13 protein-coding genes are annotated in these 16,253 nt (G+C 67.7%); 10 read left to right on the top strand and 3 right to left on the bottom strand.

Annotated features, from left to right (window positions below; all coding sequences use genetic code 11):
• Nucleotides 1-95: 95 nt before the first annotated feature.
• From ITJ49_RS04060 to ITJ49_RS04045, 4 genes are all read left to right on the top strand, one after another.
• Nucleotides 96-734 carry a hypothetical protein gene (locus ITJ49_RS04060; RefSeq protein WP_194601743.1) on the top strand — a complete coding sequence of 213 codons (639 nt, stop codon included), beginning with the start codon at nt 96-98 and terminating at the stop codon, nt 732-734.
• A gap of 316 nt (nt 735-1,050) precedes the next feature.
• Nucleotides 1,051-1,779: a hypothetical protein gene (locus ITJ49_RS04055; RefSeq protein ID WP_194601740.1), complete on the top strand. Its 729-nt coding sequence runs from the start codon at nt 1,051-1,053 to the stop codon at nt 1,777-1,779.
• Nucleotides 1,764-2,381: an ATP-binding cassette domain-containing protein gene (locus ITJ49_RS18070; RefSeq protein WP_194601737.1), complete on the top strand. Its 618-nt coding sequence runs from the start codon at nt 1,764-1,766 to the stop codon at nt 2,379-2,381. Before ITJ49_RS04055 ends, ITJ49_RS18070 begins: the two co-directional genes overlap by 16 nt.
• On the top strand, nt 2,378-3,457 hold the full coding sequence (locus ITJ49_RS04045; RefSeq protein ID WP_194601734.1) for a hypothetical protein: 1,080 nt from the start codon (nt 2,378-2,380) through the stop codon (nt 3,455-3,457). Before ITJ49_RS18070 ends, ITJ49_RS04045 begins: the two co-directional genes overlap by 4 nt.
• A 7-nt stretch (nt 3,458-3,464) precedes the next feature.
• Here the strand turns inward: ITJ49_RS04045 and ITJ49_RS04040 are convergent, their stop codons facing one another.
• Both ITJ49_RS04040 and ITJ49_RS04035 read right to left on the bottom strand, forming a co-directional pair.
• Nucleotides 3,465-4,874 carry an aldehyde dehydrogenase family protein gene (locus ITJ49_RS04040; protein ID WP_194601731.1) on the bottom strand — a complete coding sequence of 470 codons (1,410 nt, stop codon included), beginning with the start codon at nt 4,872-4,874 and terminating at the stop codon, nt 3,465-3,467.
• 171 nt (nt 4,875-5,045) lie between these two features.
• Nucleotides 5,046-5,669, bottom strand: coding sequence for an antibiotic biosynthesis monooxygenase (locus ITJ49_RS04035; RefSeq protein ID WP_194601728.1), 624 nt, complete (start codon nt 5,667-5,669; stop codon nt 5,046-5,048).
• An 87-nt stretch (nt 5,670-5,756) separates the two neighbouring features.
• Here ITJ49_RS04035 and ITJ49_RS04030 point away from each other — a divergent pair, with 87 nt between their 5' ends.
• Nucleotides 5,757-6,269: a MarR family winged helix-turn-helix transcriptional regulator gene (locus ITJ49_RS04030; protein WP_055960330.1), complete on the top strand. Its 513-nt coding sequence runs from the start codon at nt 5,757-5,759 to the stop codon at nt 6,267-6,269.
• A 126-nt stretch (nt 6,270-6,395) separates the two neighbouring features.
• On the opposite strand, the gene ITJ49_RS04025 is transcribed toward ITJ49_RS04030, so the two are convergent.
• The gene (locus ITJ49_RS04025) at nt 6,396-7,799 is read right to left on the bottom strand and encodes an aspartate aminotransferase family protein (RefSeq protein WP_194601725.1); all 1,404 of its coding nucleotides are present in this window, start codon (nt 7,797-7,799) and stop codon (nt 6,396-6,398) included.
• Between the two features lie 406 nt (nt 7,800-8,205).
• On the opposite strand from ITJ49_RS04025, the gene ITJ49_RS04020 reads away from it, so the two are divergent.
• The 5 genes from ITJ49_RS04020 to arfB all read left to right on the top strand — a co-directional run bounded on the left by ITJ49_RS04020 (nt 8,206) and on the right by arfB (nt 16,205).
• Nucleotides 8,206-11,325, top strand: coding sequence for a glycoside hydrolase family 2 TIM barrel-domain containing protein (locus ITJ49_RS04020; RefSeq protein ID WP_194601722.1), 3,120 nt, complete (start codon nt 8,206-8,208; stop codon nt 11,323-11,325).
• Nucleotides 11,326-11,468: 143 nt separating this feature from the next.
• Nucleotides 11,469-12,989 carry a reverse transcriptase family protein gene (locus ITJ49_RS04015; RefSeq protein WP_194601719.1) on the top strand — a complete coding sequence of 507 codons (1,521 nt, stop codon included), beginning with the start codon at nt 11,469-11,471 and terminating at the stop codon, nt 12,987-12,989.
• Nucleotides 12,990-13,114: 125 nt separating this feature from the next.
• Entirely contained in the window at nt 13,115-13,744 is a 630-nt protein-coding gene (locus tag ITJ49_RS04010) for a TetR/AcrR family transcriptional regulator C-terminal domain-containing protein (RefSeq protein ID WP_194601716.1), read from the top strand.
• Between the two features lie 46 nt (nt 13,745-13,790).
• Nucleotides 13,791-15,629 carry a gamma-glutamyltransferase family protein gene (locus ITJ49_RS04005; protein ID WP_194601713.1) on the top strand — a complete coding sequence of 613 codons (1,839 nt, stop codon included), beginning with the start codon at nt 13,791-13,793 and terminating at the stop codon, nt 15,627-15,629.
• A 153-nt stretch (nt 15,630-15,782) separates the two neighbouring features.
• The gene (gene arfB, locus ITJ49_RS04000; protein WP_194601710.1) at nt 15,783-16,205 is read left to right on the top strand and encodes an alternative ribosome rescue aminoacyl-tRNA hydrolase ArfB; all 423 of its coding nucleotides are present in this window, start codon (nt 15,783-15,785) and stop codon (nt 16,203-16,205) included.
• Nucleotides 16,206-16,253 lie beyond the last annotated feature (48 nt).

The raw sequence follows: 16,253 nt of genomic DNA, 5'->3' as shown, positions 1-16,253 counted from the left end.
CCTCCTCTGCACCGGTCTGCTACGCCCACTGCGATCAGACGGCCTTTCAGCACGCAGGGTCAAACGGCTCCACCGGATACCGGTTCTAGGCAACGGTGAGGGCACTCATCGGGGTCGGTTGGGTTCCGGTGCTTCTCGGAACGACATTGATCCTCGGAGCCCTGGCCGGTTGTGTCGACAGCACGGGGGTGCCTGATGAACGGCTCTCCGGAGAGGGTCATGCCACCTTCGAGGGGCCCTTCGCGCCACAGTTCGAGTCGGCGTGGGCAGAGGCGACAACCACCTTGCAACGCAAGATACTGGCCGATGGAGAAATCACAGCGCGGGAAAACTCCGAGGTGCAGGACTCCTTTGTGGAATGCATGGCCGCATCCCAAGTCAAGGTGTCTTGGAGTGAGGGCGGGGGATTTTCTCTTGCTCCTCTGGGGTCCTCGATGGATCCCGAAGAGGCAAATGAGCCGGTTTCGAAGTGCGAACGAGAGAGCACCGGTCCCATCAGCTGGCTCTACTACGAGGTCCGTAGCAATCCTGAGAACCAGGACATCTTCGAGCTCATGGCGAAGTGTTTGGAGGGGGCGGGTGTAGTCGAGCGCGGCTACTCAGCCGCAGACTACAAGCGGGAGTTCGAAGCCGATGCATTCCGTTTCGATGAGACTGACGAGAGCTTTCGTCAATGCAATCTAGACCCCACTGGTGCGGGTTCGAAGGGTTCGGCGTCCCACCTTGAAAACTAGGTTTCGTGTCCTGGGTGTCACCAGGAGAATTTGGCCCACAGCCTTGCTTGCGGTCGCTGCAGGAGCCTTCAGCATCGGGATCTTGCTCGCGACTGACCGCCCTCCGGCTGTACTGGAAAAATCAGAGACTGGCCGGAGTGTTCCGGTTTCCAGGCAAACCTTCGATGGGCGCAAAGCTGTCGATGTGAAAGTCGACCTTGAACCCGGCGGCCAGATCACATCGCCTCGGAGCGGAACTCTGACGGCCGTTTCATGTTCCGTCGGTGCTCCGTTGGCGTCTTACCAATCGCACTTCGCCATCGATGGAGTGCCTCTGATGACTGTCGTTTCGGCGAGCCCGTTGTGGCGCGATCTTCATCTGGGAGACGTGGGCGGCGACGTTGACGATCTCCGGCGGTCGCTTCGTGAGGCGGGCGACAACATAGCCGCATCAGGTCCCGTGGACTCCTCGATGGTTGATGCTTTTAATGAGCGGCTGCGTGCAGCCGCGGAGAGAGAGGTCCCTGGCTCGATTGATCGCAGTTCGCTCGTTTGGCTTAAATCGTCAGCCTCGAGGGTGTCGCACTGTCCGATGTCCTTGGGTGCTTCTGTCCTTGCCGACGATGCCCTGGCCGGTGTCGCCCCGAGCGTGAGTCGAGCAAGTATCGCGGAAGGAATGGAGGGTCGAGCGGCCCTCGGTGCCGTCGTCGTGGAACTCTCTGGTGACTCGTTCGCAGTGTCGTCGGACGGTTCTTTGCCAGAACCGGGCCGCACCGTTGTCGAGTTACCCGATTCGAATGATTCTGCCGAGAATGTCGAGTCCGGGGGGACTGTCAACCTTCAGGGAACACTTCGGTTGGAGAAATCGATTCAGGTTCTTGTCGTGCCACCCAGCTCGCTGGTGACTGTGGGCGATTCGTCGTGCGTTTTCAATGCCGGAGTCGCTAATCCCGTGACCATCGTCGGGTCGGAGCTTGGTAAGACTTTCATCAAAGAACTGAACAGTCCGACACTCACAGCCGTCGACCTCATCCCCCCTGACGATGCAAAATGCCCCTCAAATTGATGAACGTCGGATTCCGACACGTCGACGGTCCGTGGCTCTTTCGTGGTCTTTCGACACAGTTGCAGGCAGACCGCACTTATGCGCTCACCGGTCCATCCGGGTCTGGCAAGTCCAGCCTCCTCGGACTGCTGGCGGGACATCTCAGGGTGACCGAGGGCTCCTTATCAGGGCGTCCGAGTGAGGTCCAGTGGGTGTTTCAGAACCCCTTTGGGGACCCATCCAGAGTTGCCCTTGACCATGTGACGCTTCCTTTCATCGCTCGTGGCCTGTCGAGATCCGAGGCCGAGACGCAGGCCGGTGAGTTATTAGCGACGTTTGGACTCGATGCCGTCGCCACTCATCTGTACTCCGAGCTTTCGGGGGGTCAAGCACATCGGCTCATGCTGGCTCGCGCTCTGGCCTGCCGGCCCGAACTTCTCTTGGTCGATGAACCTACTTCGCAGCTCGACGCGCTTGCCGCGATGAGAGTCACGCAGGCTCTCAGCGAATTAGCCGGACGGGGGGCAATTGTTGTCGTGGCCACTCATGACCCCCAGGTCCTCGAGTCGTGCCAGGAAGAAATTGACCTATTGTCGTTCACGTTTGCGGGTGCGTCGTCGTGAGATTTCGCGAAATCTTGCGCGAGGCCTTCCGCAATGTGTACTCGGGTTCCAGCCGTCAGCTGTGGTTCATGTTCTTTCTCTCGGGGATGCTCGGTGCCCTCGTGTTCTTCGATGGAGAGTCCCAGCGTGGTGTGGTTATCCGCACTCACTCGTTTTTGGATAGTGGGGCGGCGACGTTTGTGCTGGAGGCGACGGGACAGATCCGCGGTGACGTTTGCGACGGTCTTGATCGAACGCCAGGCATTGTCGCCGCAGGTGCTGTCAGTCAGGCGATGAGTCCAGTGCGTCTCAGCTCCCTTCCGGCAACCAGCGTTCCAACGTATGACGGTTCACCCGGATTCACACGGATGCTGACCGGTCAAAATGCCCTAGATTCGGGCATTTTGGCGTCGGCCGAACTTCTAGCTGAGCAGGCCCGGCCCGTAGGTGCTGCTCTTCATACCAATGCGGGTCGAGTTCGCATCGCCGGTACTTATGCGTATCCAAACGATGGGCGCCGCACTGGATTCGAGTACTCGATAGTCGTTCCCGAACGGGCAAATCGGCAATTCGATCAATGTTGGGTGACAACATGGCCGTTCGATCCTGCTGTGGCTCGTCTTACGAATCTCGCCCTGACGTCGTCCATCGGTGAGCAGGAGAAGGAAGCACCTGTGTTTGGCCAACTAAATTCGTCGCTGGGGTCCGACTTCATCGGGCTTGAAGAATATAGGAGCAGACCGTCGCGGTTTGCGCCCGTCATGGCCCTCACCGTCGGTGCAATTCTTGGTGCCGTCGCAATCGGCCTCAGACGTTTGTCTTTGGCATCTGCAAGACACCTCGGTGTCCGAGCCACCGATCTCTCGGCAATCACATTTATGGAATCTTTTGCTGTTGTCGTGCCGGCGGCGCTAGCCATCGCCCCTCTGGCTCTCTGGCAAACGAGACAACTGATGTGGGAAGACGCAGTCCCAGTCCTCCTTCACTCAGCGGTCATCGTCTTGGCGGGAAGTCTTGGGTTTCAGGGAGCCGTTCAAGCGGCGATTGTCAACGTGTCTGATCACACGCTTCTGAAATCTTTCCGTTCTCGGGTTTGAGGATGACTCAGCGCAGCCGCCCCAGCACGCCGCGCACGAACGCGTCCTTGCCCCGCGTGAACGGCGGGTACGCGATGCGCAGAGTGTCGGGGTGCAGCGGCTTCGACAGCACGGCTTTCTCGTGGCTGAACGTCAGCAGTCCGCGCTCGCCGTGATAGGCGCCCATGCCGCTGGTGCCGACGCCGCCGAACGGCAGACCGGCAACCGACAGGTGCGCCGAGGGAGCGCCGAACGAGACGGCTCCTGACGACGTGTCTTCCAGGATCCTGCGCCTCGCCTCCTCCGACTCGGTGAACGCGTAGAGGGCCAGCGGCTTCGGACGCGACCGGATGACGCGGATCGCCTCGTCGAGGTCACGCACCTCGACGATCGGCAGGATCGGCCCGAAGATCTCGTTCTGCATGATCGCGTCGTCAAGACTCACGCCCGAGAGGATGGTCGGCTCGAGGTACCGGGTCGCGCGATGGTGCCGGCCGCCGAGCACCGCACCGCCTGTCGGCTCTCCGGCGGGGCCGCTCTCCGGGAGCAGCGCGACGAGCCTGTCGAACTGGGCGTCCGAGACGATGCGACCGTAGCTGTGGCTGACGGCCGGATCGTCGCCGTAGAAACCGTGGATCGCCTGCGCGACAGCCTCGATGAGCCGGGGCGCGAGCGCGGGAGTCGTCAGGATGTAGTCGGGCGCGACGCAGGTCTGCCCCGCGTTCATGAACTTGCCCCAGGCGATGCGTTTCGCGGCGATGTGCAGGTCGACCGTGTCGTCGATCCACACCGGCGACTTGCCCCCGAGTTCGAGCGTGACCGGTGTCAGCTTCTCGGCCGCGGCCCTGGCGACGATCCGCCCGACGCGCTCGCCCCCGGTGAAGAAGATGTGGTCGAACCGCTGTTCGAGCAGCTCCGTCGTCGCGTCGGCTCCGCCCTCGATCACGGCAACGGCTTCAGGATCCAAGTGCTCACCGACAAGACGGGCGAGAGTCGCCGAGGTGGCCGGCGCCAACTCGCTCGGCTTCAGCACGACCGAGTTTCCGGCCGCGAGTGCCCCCACCAGCGGGTCGAGGAGGAGCTGTACCGGGTAGTTCCACGGCGCGATGATCAGGACGACCCCGAGCGGCTCGCGGACAATCCGCGCGATGGCCGGGGCGATGAGGAGCGGCACCGGGCTGCGCTTCGGCAGCAGCCACTCGCGCAGATGACCGAGCGCATGGTCGATCTCGGCCACGACGATGTCGATCTCGGTGAGGCGCGCCTCGTCGGCGTTCTTGTGCAGGTCGCCGAACAGCGCCTGCTCGAGGTCGGCCGAGTGGTCGACGAGCAACGCGCGCAGCGCCGTCAGCTGGGCCGTGCGCCAGGCGAGCGGCTTGGTGCGGCCCGCATCGAACGCGGCTCGGAGGCGGGTGACGGTCAGAGCGGCGTCGGTCATGCCTCATCCTCGCGCGTGCGGGTGCGAATTCGGCTGCGGCGCCGCGAATTTGCGAGCGATTCGGCGGGCGGTCCCGGCAGCGGCGCCGAAAAATGGGGCGGGGCACCGGGATCGCTCTCAAATTGGCGCCCGGGCCGTCGCCTGGAGTTTTTGGGCCGCGCGCCCGAGCCGTCAGCGCGGCGCGTTCAGCCAGGGCCTCAGCAGCCGCGTCGCCAGCGGCAGCACCCAGTACGCCATGATCGGCGTCAGCGTGAGTGTCGTGATCAGCACCTTCGGCAGGATCGGCAGCGACGCCCAGCCCGGGATGAGCAGCGTGGTCAGGTAGGTGAAGAGCAGGTTGACCGGGAAGAAGCCGACCCAGATGCTCGTCGCCTGCTTCCAGCGTGGCGGCGGTACCGCGGTGGCATCCGAACCCGACCCGGCGCCCCGGGCCCCGTTCTCGTGGGAGTCGAACCACCCCTCGATTCCCGTCCGCTTCTCGACGCGCGACTCGACGACGAGGTCGCGGCCCTCGGCGAGCCAGGCGGTCCGCTCGGGCGAGGATTCCCACCGGTCGAGGAGGTCGGGATCCGCGAAGCGATACAGCATGTGCCACTCGTCGCTGGTGCCGTGCGAACGCACCCACCCCGATCCGAGGAATCCCGGATAACGGTTGGCGAGATTTACCCCGGCCTGCACCCAGCCGGTGGCTTCGGGAATCCGATCCGGCTGGACGATACGGGTGATGGACACGGTGACGGGAGTGGCCGGGGGCGCTTGTGGCGCAGTGGCGGTCCGCGTCTCTTCTGGAGACATGCTGACGATTCTCGCTGACGCGTGTTTCGGTCTCGTTACCGCCGTTGCTGGGCGGCTTCCGAGTAAGCACTGAGTAGTCTCGGAGCCATGTCATCCGAACGCAGTGACGAGGTCGATCTTCTGATCGATGCGTGGGCCGGTCAGCTTCCCGAGACCGACTTCTCGCCCCTCGACGTGATGTCGCGCCTCCGCCGTGTGGCGCTGAACCTCAATACGGTGCGAGCCGCCGCGTTCAAAAGTGCCGGCCTCGCCATCTGGGAGTTCGACGTGCTCGCCGCCCTGCGCCGCGCCGGAGAGCCCTTTCAGCTCAGCCCCGCCCAGCTCGTCCGGATCACGATGGTCACGAGCGGCACGCTGACCAACCGGCTCGACCTACTCGAAGAGCGTGGGCTCGTCGAGCGCCGCAAGAACCCCGACGACGGCCGCGGCGTGCTCGTGCACATGACCGATCCCGGTCGCGAGATGGTCGACCAGGCAATGCTGCAGCTAGTCGCCGAAGAAGAGGTGAAGCTCGCGCCACTGACCCGCCAGGATCGCGCCCAGCTCATCGAGTTACTTCGGCGGCTCGGCACCGACTCCAATCCGGCCGACCCGGCGTAACTGGGCCCGCCAGCGCGACAGGCGCACGGCGACATCGCGCGAATCGGCCGAGGTCGTGCGCCGCGGCGCTGTGACAATGGCCGATTCGCGCGACCTCGGCGGCGGCGCCCACGCGAGCGCGCACCCTCACACCAGCCGGGCCGCCTCCAGTAGCGTCGCCCGCAAGATCTGCTCCATGTCGTCGAACTCGGCCTGACCGGCGATGAGGGGCGGCGCGAGCTGGATCACCGGGTTCGCGCGGTCGTCGGGCCGGCAGTAGAGGCCGTTCTCCATGAGCGCTCCGGGCAAGAACTGCTTGATGAGGAGCTCGCGTTCGGCCGCATCGAACGTCGTCTTGGATCCTTTGTCTTTGATTAGTTCGATGGCCCAGAAGTAGCCGTCACCGCGCACGTCGCCGACGATGTCGAGGTCGAGAAGCTTCGACAGCGTCGCCCCGAAGGCACCCTCGTTGTCGAGCACGCGCTGGTTGAGGCCTTCGCGCTCGAAGAGGTCGAGGTTGGCCAGCGAGACGGCCGCCGAGACCGGGTGTCCGCCAAAGGTGTAGCCGTGCGGGAAGAAGTCGGTTCCGTGCAAGAAGGGCTCCATCACGCGCTCGTTGGCGATCATCGCGCCGATCGGCCCGTAGCCCGACGACATGCCCTTCGCGCAGGTGATGATGTCGGGCTCGTAGCCGAACTTCTCGCAGGCGAACATGGTGCCGTGGCGTCCGAACGCGCAGATGACCTCGTCGGAGACCAGCAGAACGTCGTACTTGTCGCAGATCTCGCGGACTCGAGCGAAGTATCCGGGCGGCGGCGTGTAGCAGCCCCCCGAGTTCTGCACCGGCTCGAGCACGACGGCCGCCACGGTGTCGGCGCCTTCGAACAGGATTGCCTCCTCGATGCGGTTGGCCGCCCCAAGTCCGAAGGCTCGTTCGTCGCCGTTCCACTCGTCGGTGGCGCGGTAGAAGTCGGTGTTCGGCACGCGGAATCCGCCCGGAGTCAACGGCTCGAACGCCTGCTTCATCGCGGGGAGGCCGGTGATCGCCAGCGCTCCCTGTGTGGTGCCGTGGTACGCGGCCATGCGCGAGATGACCTTGTGCTTCTGGGGCTTGCCGGTCAGCTTGAAGTATTGCTTCGCGACCTTCCACGCGCTCTCGACGGCTTCTCCGCCGCCCGACGTGAAAAAGACCCGATTCAAGGATCCCGGTGCGTACGTCGCGAGACGCTCCGCCAGTTCGATGACGGGACGGTTCGCATGGCCCCACACCGGAAAGTAGGCGAGCTTCTTGGCCTGCTCGGCGGCGGCTTCGGCGAGTTCGTGGCGGCCGTGGCCGGCCTGGACGACGAAGAGCCCGGCAAGACCGTCGAGGATTCGCTGGCCGCGATCGTCCCACAGGTACATTCCTTCTGCGTGGTCGATCACCCGCATCGGCTTCGACTGGAACTGCGCCATTCGCGAGAAGTGCATCCACAGGTGATCGCGACCGGCGGCCTCGAGCGGGGTGAAGTCGCTGTCGGTGCGGAGGAGCGCGTCGTTCGTCGTCGTCATCGGGCCATGGTGCCGGGCCCCTGCGCCGGCGGGAATCGACGTTCTGTCGCTCGGGGTGCGTCGCTCTGCCGTTCTGGCCGCGAGTGCCGCCTCTTGTCGCGCCACGATCGCGCACCGCGGCATTTGGCGGCACTCGGTAGCCCGGCCTATCAACGCTCGGCCGCGAGTGACGCCCAATGCAGCGGCGAGCCCGTGCCGCGCGGCTTTTGGCGGCACTCGGCAGCCCGGTCTCCCGGTGCGGAGGCGCGACCGAGTGACGCAAGGCCGTGAGTGCCGCCTAATGCCGTGGCAAGACGGCGGGCCGCGGCATTTGGCGGCACTCGGCACCTGGCACGCGGCGGCAATCGGCCCCACGGCCGCAGGCATGTTAGCGTAAACATTGCCCCCGATCGAAGGAGATCCACCGATGAGCAGCACCCCCGACTACGTCACCGCCATCACGCCCGGCACCGGTCGCCGAGCTGCGGCACGGTCGTGGCTGCACACAGACGCGCCGAGTCTCGATCTGTCGGGTGAGTGGGCATTCCGGCTTCTTCCGCACGCTGCCGGAGACACGGCGTTCGTCGATCCCGACACGAGCGTCGACGACTGGGAGTCGATGGCCGTGCCCTCGCACTGGGTGCTCGGGCACGACGGTCGCTACGGGTCGCCGATCTACACGAACGTGCAGTTCCCGTTCCCGGTCGACCCTCCGTTCGTGCCCGACGCGAACCCCACCGGCGACTACCGCCGCGACTTCGAGATCCCCGGCGGCCAGCCCGGCGGCCAGCCCGGGGGAGCTGCCGACGGCAGTGCTGACGGCGCCGACGCCTGGACCGCCGCCGCCACGCACCTCCTTCGTTTCGACGGCGTCGAGTCGACCTACAAGGTGTGGCTGAACGGTGTCGAGATCGGCACGGGCGCGGGCAGTCGCCTGGCGCAGGAGTTCGACGTGACCGGCGTGCTGCGCCCGGGCCGGAACACGCTCGCCGTGCGGGTGCACCAGTGGTCGGCCGCGAGCTACGTCGAGGATCAGGATCAGTGGTGGCTGCCGGGCATCTTCCGCGAGGTCACGGTGGTGGCGCGGCCGGTGGGCGGGCTGGACGACGTGTGGCTGCGCACCGGATGGTCGGAGCGCGATGGCGGGTCGCTGGATCCTGAGATCCGTGCCGACGAGTCGGCGTTCCCGGTGCGGCTCACGATCGCCGAGCTGGGCGTCGACGTGACCTGGGCGAGCTCGGCCGAGGTTGGCCCGCTGCGCGTCGAGGGCGCCGAGCCCTGGTCGGCCGAGTCGCCGGGCCTGTACGAGGCGACCGTGACGAGCGTCGGCGAGACGGTGACCCAGCGTGTCGGCTTCCGCACGGTCCGCATCGACGGCGATCTGCTGCTGGTCAACGACCGTCGCCTCGTGTTCCACGGCATGAACCGGCACGAGTCGCACCCCGACCGTGGGCGCGTGTTCGACGAGCAGCACGCCCGCGACGATCTGGCGCGGATGAAGCGCTTCAACGTCAACGCGATCCGCACGAGCCACTACCCGCCGCACCCGCGCCTGCTCGACCTGTGTGACGAGCTCGGCCTCTGGGTCGTGCTCGAGTGCGATCTCGAGACGCACGGATTCGAGCGCGGAGCGTCACAGAACGGGCTCGAGGGCTGGTGGGATCGCCCGGCCGACGCCTGGGTCGACAACCCGAGCGACGACCCGCGCTGGCGCGACGTCTACGTCGACCGCATGGAGCGCACGGTCGAGCGTGACAAGAACCACGCGAGCATCGTCATCTGGTCGCTCGGTAATGAAGCGGGCACCGGCTCGAACCTCGCCGCCATGAGCGCCTGGGTGCACGACCGCGACCCCGAGCGTCCGGTGCACTACGAGGGTGACCGCACCGGCTCGTACACCGACGTCTATTCGCGCATGTACTCGTCGATTCCCGAGACGGAGTCGATCGGCAGCGACACCACCGAGCTCATCCAGGGGGCGACCGCGGCCGAGTCGGCTCGTCTCCGCCAGCGCCCGTTCCTCCTCTGCGAGTACGTGCACGCGATGGGCAACGGGCCCGGAGCGATCGACCAGTACGAAGACCTCGTCGACCGGTACCCGCGCCTGCACGGCGGCTTCGTCTGGGAGTGGCGCGACCACGGCATCCGCACTCGCACGGCCGATGGCACGGATTTCTTTGGTTACGGCGGCGACTTCGGCGAGGTGGTGCACGACGGCAACTTTGTGATGGACGGCATGATCCTCTCCGACGAGACCCCCACCCCGGGGCTCCACGAGTACGCGGCGGTCGTCGCGCCGTTCCGATTCGCGTTCTCGGTCGAGGGCGAAGGATCCGGCCTCACCATCTCGAACCACCGCCACTCGCGCCCCTCCGACGATGTCCGCTTCGTCTGGCGCGCCGAGGTCGACGGGGTCGAGGTCGCTTCGGGCGCCCTCGAGGTGCCGAGCATTGCCGCGGGGTCGTCGGTCGCTGTGCCGCTGCCGACGGTCGACGTGGGCGCCGACGGCGAGACCTGGCTCACCGTCGAGGCCGTCACGTCGGCCGACGCCGTGTGGGCTCCCGCCGGGCACGTCGTCGCGGCCGGGCAGCACGATCTGACGCCGCTTCGGTCGGCCAGGCCGCTCCGGTCGACGTTCGGCAGCCGTGCCGCGCGCTCGCTTGAGGCCCTTCCCGCGGGCGTGCACCGCGTCGGCCCCGCCGTCTTCGAGGGCGGCCAGCTCGTCGAGCTCGCCGGTCGGCCGGTCGCCGATCCGACCCTCGCGCTGTTCCGCGCACCCACCGACAACGACTCCCTCTCGCACGCCGGACAGTACGACTCTGCCGGGGTGACGCCGAACTTTGGCACCGGCGAGCCCGGGTTCGCACTGGGGCTCCTGTGGGAGGCGGCCGGTCTCGATCGGATGACCCGGCGGATCCTGCGTTCTGAATCGGACGGCACCTCGGTGCGGCAGCTCGCGCGCTATGCCGCGGCGGCGTCGCGCCATTCGGTCAGCGTCGAGACGACGTGGGAGCCCTCCGGCGACGATGTGCTGCTGAGCGTGGCGATCGCGTTCTCGTCGCGGTGGGATCTGATCCTGCCGCGCATCGGTATGCGCCTGGATCTTCCTGGGGCGGTCGACGAAGCGTCGTGGTTCGGCACCGGTCCGGGAGAGTCGTACCCGGACAGCATGCGCGCCGCCCGGGTGGGCCGGTTCGCAGCCGGGATCGACGAGCTGTCCGCCCAGTACGCGCGTCCGCAAGAGACCGGTCACCGCTCGGCGTTCCGATCGCTCGACCTCGCCGCTGCCGGCTCGCCCTGGCTGAGGGTCGCGGCGCTCGCCGACGAGGCCGGGCGCCGTCCGGGCTTCACGCTCTCACGGCACACCGCCGAGGAGATCGCGGCCGCCGCTCACCCGCACGAGCTCCCGACGTCGACCGGCACGCACCTGTACGTGGATGCGGCGCAGAACGGCCTCGGCTCCCGCGCCTGCGGTGTCGACGTGTGGCCCGAGTTCGCGCTGCGTCCTGAGGCGCGTGCGCTGAGGCTGGTGCTTTCGGCGCTGTAGCTGCGTGCCCGTGCAAATTTGAAGGAGAAACCGCCGCTCGGCAACCACTTCATGCGGATCGGGGGCCGCCCGCCCGTGTTTCTCCTTCAAATTCGGGCGGGCCCCGGTTGCGGTGCGGCGGCGCGACTTCTACTGTGAGCGGCATGCAACGGCCTCCGGGCGAGGCGGGCGGCACACGAGCTGTGCCGCCCTCTCCGGGGCTACCCCGGGGGACGAAGATCGACGAGAACACGACACCGCGAGAGACTCAGCGCGCTTCGCGCGCTCAGCCTCCCGCACCGGCGGATGAGTCGTTCGGAGGCCGTTCGCAGCACGACGCCAACGCAGACATCGCGCACGAGCCGCGCGGCGCCACGCTCGCCGAGGTCGCCCGCGCGCTGGCCGATGCATTCCACGCGGCGCCGGAGTGGTCGGCGCCGAGCCTGCTGGCGGCCGGGTCGAGCGTCGTCGGGTCGCGTCGGGCGTTCGTTCGGGTGGCGGTGGGCGGGATCCTCGAGTCCTTGCCTCGCCCCCTGCCAGACTCACCCCGCCTGCTCGCTCACCTGATCGCCGACCTGCCGGGCTTTGCGGCGTCGTTCCGGCGAGGCACGCGGCGAACGCCGGTCAGGATCCGCAGCCGCGCCATCGCTCCCACCCGCGCGGTGGGGCCGGGCCCGCGCGTCGACGGCGTCGTCGACCTCGCGCGTCTGCTCGGCGTGACCGTGGGGCGCCTGGAGTGGTTTGCCGACACCCAGGGCTGGAACCGTCTCGCCGAAGAAGGGCCGCTGCACCACTACCGCTACGAGTGGCGTGTTCGCCCGGGGCGGGTGCCTCGTCTGCTCGAGGTTCCGCTCGACCGGCTGCGGACGATGCAGCGGATCATCCTCGACGAGCTGCTCGCGCCGATGCCGCTGCACGACGCGGCGCACGGCTTCGTCGAGGGCCGCAGCGCGATCACCGGAGCAGCCGCGCACACCGGCCGCGACGTCGTGATCGGGCTCGACCTCGTCTCGTTCTTCGCGTCGGTCACCGCGAAGCAGATCTACGGACTCTTCCGGCGGGCCGGCCTTCCCGAGACGGTCGCCCACCTGCTCACCGGCGTCTGCACGCACTCGGTTCCGCCGAGGGTGCTGCGCGCCATGCCCGAGGGCGGCTCGGCCTCGGCGCGGTTCGCCCTGCGTCAGGCGCTGTCGATGCCGCACCTGCCGCAGGGTGCGCCCTCGTCGCCTGCCCTCGCCAACCTGAGCCTGCAGCGCCTCGACTCGCGGCTCGCCGGCTGGGCCGACGCCTTCGGTGCCACCTACACGCGCTACGCCGACGACCTCGCGTTCTCGGGCGACGCCTCACTGGCCTCGACGGTGCGGGAGTTCGTTCGCGGGGCCACGGCGATCGTCGTCGACTCGGGTCACACGATCAATGCTCCGAAGACGAGGATCCGACGGGCCGGCACCCGTCAGACCGTCACCGGCATCGTGGTCAACGCCACCACTGCTCCCGGGCGTCGCGAGTACGACCGACTCAGGGCGGTCGTCCACAACTGCGTCACCCACGGGCCGCAGGGGCAGAACCGCGAGGGGCATGCGGCATTCCGGCAGCAGCTGCTCGGCCGGATCGCGTGGGTGTCGCAGCTGCATCCAGAGCGTGGCGCCCGGCTGCGCCGCGACTTCGAGCTCATCCGCTGGTGACTCGCGCGGCGAGATCGGGCTCGTGGTCGGGAGGACCCGACCACTATCGCGATCTCAGCGCCCGAAGGCCCGTCCGGCCCAGACGGGGGACTGGCGTAGAACGCCTCGTCCCCTAATCTGGGGGGATGACTTCGCCCGGATCTTCTGCGCCCGCGCTGCCCGATGCCCGCGCGACCATCGACGAGGCCGCGCGCACGATCGCCCTGTCGTCAGGCCTGACAGCGATCACGCTACGCCGAATGGCGTCCGTATCGAGCCTGTCGCCCGGGGTCATCGCCGCAGAAGAACCCTCGATGCACGCACTCGCCGCCCGCACTTTCTCCGACCTCGCGCTGAGCGAGCTGGGGCGGATCCGGGAGGTAGCAGCCGCAGCGTCGACCCCGCTGGAGGCGCTGCGGATCCTCGTGTCCGCCCTGCTCGCGACCGACCACAGCCTGTCGAAGACGATCTGGGCCGATGCCTGGAGCATCGGCCGCCACAACGACTTCGTGGCCGTGGCCGCGCGCGAGTGCATGACCACGTGGCAGGAGTTGGCGGTTTCGATCCTCGACGCCGGCAACGCCAGCGGCGACTTCCACGTGACGAATGCGCCTCTTGCCGCTCGTCAGTTCTTCGCTCTCATCGACAGCACGACGGTCTACGGGCTCGTCGGCTACCTGACCGAAGAGGAGCGCAGCCAGCTCGTCACCCGCTCGGTCGAGGTGAGTGTCGGACTCGTCGAGGGCACTCTCGCCGGGGGTAGCGTCGAGGGCTGACCGTGTCGCGGATCGCGGCGCGGGCGATCGAGAGGAGACGAGCACCATGGTCTACACCGCCCCGAGCGACTTCACGACGAGGCCCGACCTCAAGGGCACCTTCGGCATGACGTCGTCGACGCACTGGCTTGCCACGGCTTCGGCCCAGGCCGTCCTCGAGCGGGGCGGGAACGCCTTCGATGCCGCCGTCGCGGGTGCTTTCGTGCTCCATGTGGTGGAACCGCACCTCAACGGGCCGGGTGGCGACCTGGTCGCACTATTCGCGACTGCAGCTGACCCCTCGACTCCTGTCGTGCTCATGGGGCAGGGCCCCGCGCCCGCCGGTGCGACTGTCGAGCACTACCGATCCGAGGGTCTAGAGCTCGTCCCCGGGTCGGGCGCACTCGCCGCCACCGTCCCCGCTGCCGTCGATGCCTGGCTGCTGCTGCTGCAGGAGCACGGCACCTGGGAGCTCAGCGACGTGCTCTCGTACGCGATCGGCTATGCCCGCGACGGCCACCCGCTCACCGCCCGCGTCGCCACGACGATCGCTACCGTCGCCGATCTCTTCCGGGAGCACTGGCCGACCTCCGCCGACCACTGGATGCCCGGGGGCCGCCTCCCGGCACCGGGTGAGCTGATCGTCAACGACGCGTACGCGGCCGTCTTGGAGAACCTCATCAGCGCAGGATCCGAGGGCGTCACCCGAGAGGACCGCATCGCGCTGGCCCGCACAGAGTGGGCCGAGGGTCAGGTGGCACAGGCCATCGACCGCTTCGTGCGGACACCGCACCGCCACTCGTCGGGAACAGACCACGCGGGCGTCATCCGCGCGTCCGATCTCGAAGACTTCCGGGCGTCGTTCGAGGAGGCGGCGACCCTCTCGTTCCGCGGCGTGACGATCGCGAAGACCAAGGCCTGGGGCCAGGGGCCGGCCCTTCTGCAGGTGTTGGCCATGCTCGAGCCGCTCGCCGACGAGCTGCTCGATCCGCAGACGGCAGCCGGGGCCCACACGATCATCGAGGCGCTGAAACTGGCCATGGCCGATCGCGAGGCCTACTACGGCGATCACGACGTCCCCCTCGATGCTCTGCTGTCGGAGGAGTACGCGACGACCAGAAGGCAGCTCATCGGCGAAACGGCGTCCCTCGAGGTGCGCCCCGGCCGGGTCGGTGGCGGAGGCTCCGAGATGCCTCCGATCCGCACCGGCTACCAGCCTCCCGCCGTCGCGGACGGTTCGGGATTCGCCGGTGTGAGGTTCGCTGGCGTCGGCGAGCCGACATTCGGCGATCTCGCTACAGCCCCGACGGGCGACACCCGTGGCGACACCTGCCACATCGACGTTGTCGACCGCTGGGGCAACATGGTCTCGGCCACTCCGTCGGGCGGCTGGCTGCAGTCGTCGCCGACGATTCCGGAGCTCGGCTTCTGTCTCGGCAGCCGTCTGCAGATGACCTGGCTGGAGGAGGGCACCGCATCGACGCTGACGCCGGGCCGCCGTCCGCGCACCACCCTGACGCCGACGCTGGTCTTCCAGGACGGCCAGCCGATCGTCGCGCTCGGCTCACCCGGCGGCGACCAGCAAGACCAGTGGCAGCTGCTCTACCTGCTGCGCACCATCGTCGGCGGCTACTCGCCGCAGCAGGCAACCGACGCTCCGGCCCTCCACACCACGGCCTTCCCCGGCTCGTTCTGGCCGCGTACCTGGGAGCCCGGGGGCGTCGTGGTCGAAGACGCCCTGGGAGACGACGTGATCGACGGGCTTACTGCGCGGGGCCACGTGGTCACCCGGGCCGGCGACTGGAAGCTCGGCCGCCTCTCGAGCGTCAGTCGCGACCCGGAGACCGGAGTCGTCGGGGCTGCCGCGAACCCCCGGGGCGCTCAGGCCTACGCCGCGGGCCGCTGACGCTTGCGCCCGCGGGTGGGCGGGTGTTGCCCGCGAGTGGGCGGGTGTCGCCCGCAAGTGGGCGGGTGTTCTCAGGTGTCGGCGGGTGCTCCAGCACCCGCCGACTCTCAAGAACACCCGCCGACCCGCTAGCCGGCGTGTAACGCTTGGCGCATGGATCTCGAGGTGTCGCCCGCGCTCACGATTCCCGCTGGGGAACTCGTGTGGCGATTCTCGCGGTCGTCGGGGCCGGGCGGCCAGCACGTCAACACATCTGACAGCCGGGTGCAGCTCTCATGGAGCCCCGCAGAGTCGGCCGTGCTGAGCGAGCAGCAGAAGTCACTCGTGCGTGCGCGGCTCAGCCGTCGTCTCGTCGGGGGAGCGCTGACCGTGTCGGCATCTGAGCAGCGGTCGCAACTGCGCAACCGCGAGAGCGCCCTTCTCAAGCTCGCCGAACTCGTAGCTGCCGGCCTCGCGCCCGAGGGGCCGAGCCGACGTGCGACGAAACGCACCCGAGGCTCTGATCGCCGGCGGCTGGCGGCGAAGGGCGCGCGGTCGGAGACGAAGCAGCAGCGTCGGCCGCCGTCGGCCGAGTAGCTCGCAGGCCGGCGCAGCATTCCGGCGGCGACCCTGCCGAAACGTCGT

It is taken from the genome of Frondihabitans sp. VKM Ac-2883, assembly GCF_015350875.1.
Classification (GTDB): Bacteria; Actinomycetota; Actinomycetes; order Actinomycetales; family Microbacteriaceae; genus Frondihabitans.
Note: the sequence above shows the minus strand (reverse complement) of the source record. Positions and strands in the feature narration are given on the sequence as shown.

Bases quoted from the DNA above. Each gene is read 5' to 3' on its own strand.
- ITJ49_RS04055 (WP_194601740.1), top strand. From the start codon at position 1,051: ATGACTGTCGTTTCGGCGAGCCCGTTGTGGCGCGATCTTCATCTGGGA.
- ITJ49_RS18070 (WP_194601737.1), top strand. From the start codon at position 1,764: ATGCCCCTCAAATTGATGAACGTCGGATTCCGACACGTCGACGGTCCG.
- ITJ49_RS04040 (WP_194601731.1), bottom strand. From the start codon at position 4,874: ATGACCGACGCCGCTCTGACCGTCACCCGCCTCCGAGCCGCGTTCGAT.
- ITJ49_RS04035 (WP_194601728.1), bottom strand. From the start codon at position 5,669: ATGTCTCCAGAAGAGACGCGGACCGCCACTGCGCCACAAGCGCCCCCG.
- ITJ49_RS04030 (WP_055960330.1), top strand. From the start codon at position 5,757: ATGTCATCCGAACGCAGTGACGAGGTCGATCTTCTGATCGATGCGTGG.
- ITJ49_RS04025 (WP_194601725.1), bottom strand. From the start codon at position 7,799: ATGACGACGACGAACGACGCGCTCCTCCGCACCGACAGCGACTTCACC.
- ITJ49_RS04020 (WP_194601722.1), top strand. From the start codon at position 8,206: ATGAGCAGCACCCCCGACTACGTCACCGCCATCACGCCCGGCACCGGT.
- ITJ49_RS04015 (WP_194601719.1), top strand. From the start codon at position 11,469: ATGCAACGGCCTCCGGGCGAGGCGGGCGGCACACGAGCTGTGCCGCCC.
- ITJ49_RS04010 (WP_194601716.1), top strand. From the start codon at position 13,115: ATGACTTCGCCCGGATCTTCTGCGCCCGCGCTGCCCGATGCCCGCGCG.
- ITJ49_RS04005 (WP_194601713.1), top strand. From the start codon at position 13,791: ATGGTCTACACCGCCCCGAGCGACTTCACGACGAGGCCCGACCTCAAG.
- arfB (WP_194601710.1), top strand. From the start codon at position 15,783: ATGGATCTCGAGGTGTCGCCCGCGCTCACGATTCCCGCTGGGGAACTC.